The organism is Nocardia jinanensis (genome assembly GCF_014645735.1).
In the GTDB taxonomy this organism is placed as follows: domain Bacteria; phylum Actinomycetota; class Actinomycetes; order Mycobacteriales; family Mycobacteriaceae; genus Nocardia; species Nocardia jinanensis.
This window is the reverse complement of the sequence record NZ_BMMH01000065.1, coordinates 1-897: the sequence shown is the minus strand read 5'-3', so window position 1 is coordinate 897 and position 897 is coordinate 1. Positions and strand designations below refer to the sequence as shown.

The 897-nt window shown below is 58.6% G+C and carries 1 protein-coding gene; it reads left to right on the top strand.

From position 1 onward, the window contains the following. Positions 1-18: 18 nt before the first annotated feature. Positions 19-897: hypothetical protein (locus tag IEY68_RS35860; RefSeq protein ID WP_189094735.1), on the top strand; the 879-nt coding region annotated here is incomplete at its 3' end.

Below are 897 nucleotides of genomic sequence, written 5' to 3'. Positions count from 1 at the left end.
CTCGAGCGTCATGCGGCGATGGATTGGAGTTTGGTGTCGCCGGAGGGTTTGGAGTGGATGGTCCGGCATGGTGATGGTCGTGAGGCGGCGGCGGCGATGGTGGAGGTCATTCGTCGGGGTGATCCCAAGCATCGGGTTCTGCGGTGGACTCAGGTGATGGCGGTGTTGGTCGCCCGGGATGGTGGTGTGGGGAATATGCAGGCGGGTGAGGGTAAGACGTTGGTGTTCCTGGCTGCGGCGGCGTTGAAGTCGGCTCAGGGTGGTGCGGTGAAGATCATCACGACTCGTGATGTGTTGGCCAATGAGGCATATGGTGAGTATCGAACTATTTTGGGTGAGTACGGGTTCGATATTGTGCGTATGAATCCGGATAATCCTTATGCCGATCCGGTCGGTGGGCGGCCCACTATCTATATCGGGACGATGAACGATGCGGGGTTCGGTGAGCTTCGTGGCAATGTGGCGCCTGCGCGGCGTAATGGTGTCGATGAGATCGATGAGGCGTTGGTGCATTCCGACACTACTTTCATTTTGTCGGAGGGTGCGGGTGATCCGGCGAGTGTCGAGGTGATCAAGGAAGTCGAGGATGCGCATGCTTTCGTGACCGGTGCTCGGAAGGCGGGGTTGTTGAGCGAGTTCGATTTCGGTCGTGAGCCCGGTCAGGTCGGTGGCGGTACGCGGTTGACCGAGGAGGGGCGGGCGAGGATCGTCGATATCCTCGGGCGGGATCCTACTGCGGAGGAAACGCATCGGTTGACGATGGCCGCGACCGCGGAATGGGAGTATGTGGAAAACGATCATTATGTGGTGTGGCATCACCGTGAGTTGGGTCCGGAGTATGTCGTCGTCGACGGGAGGACTGTTCTCAATCCGGATGCTCATAAGATCTATATCATC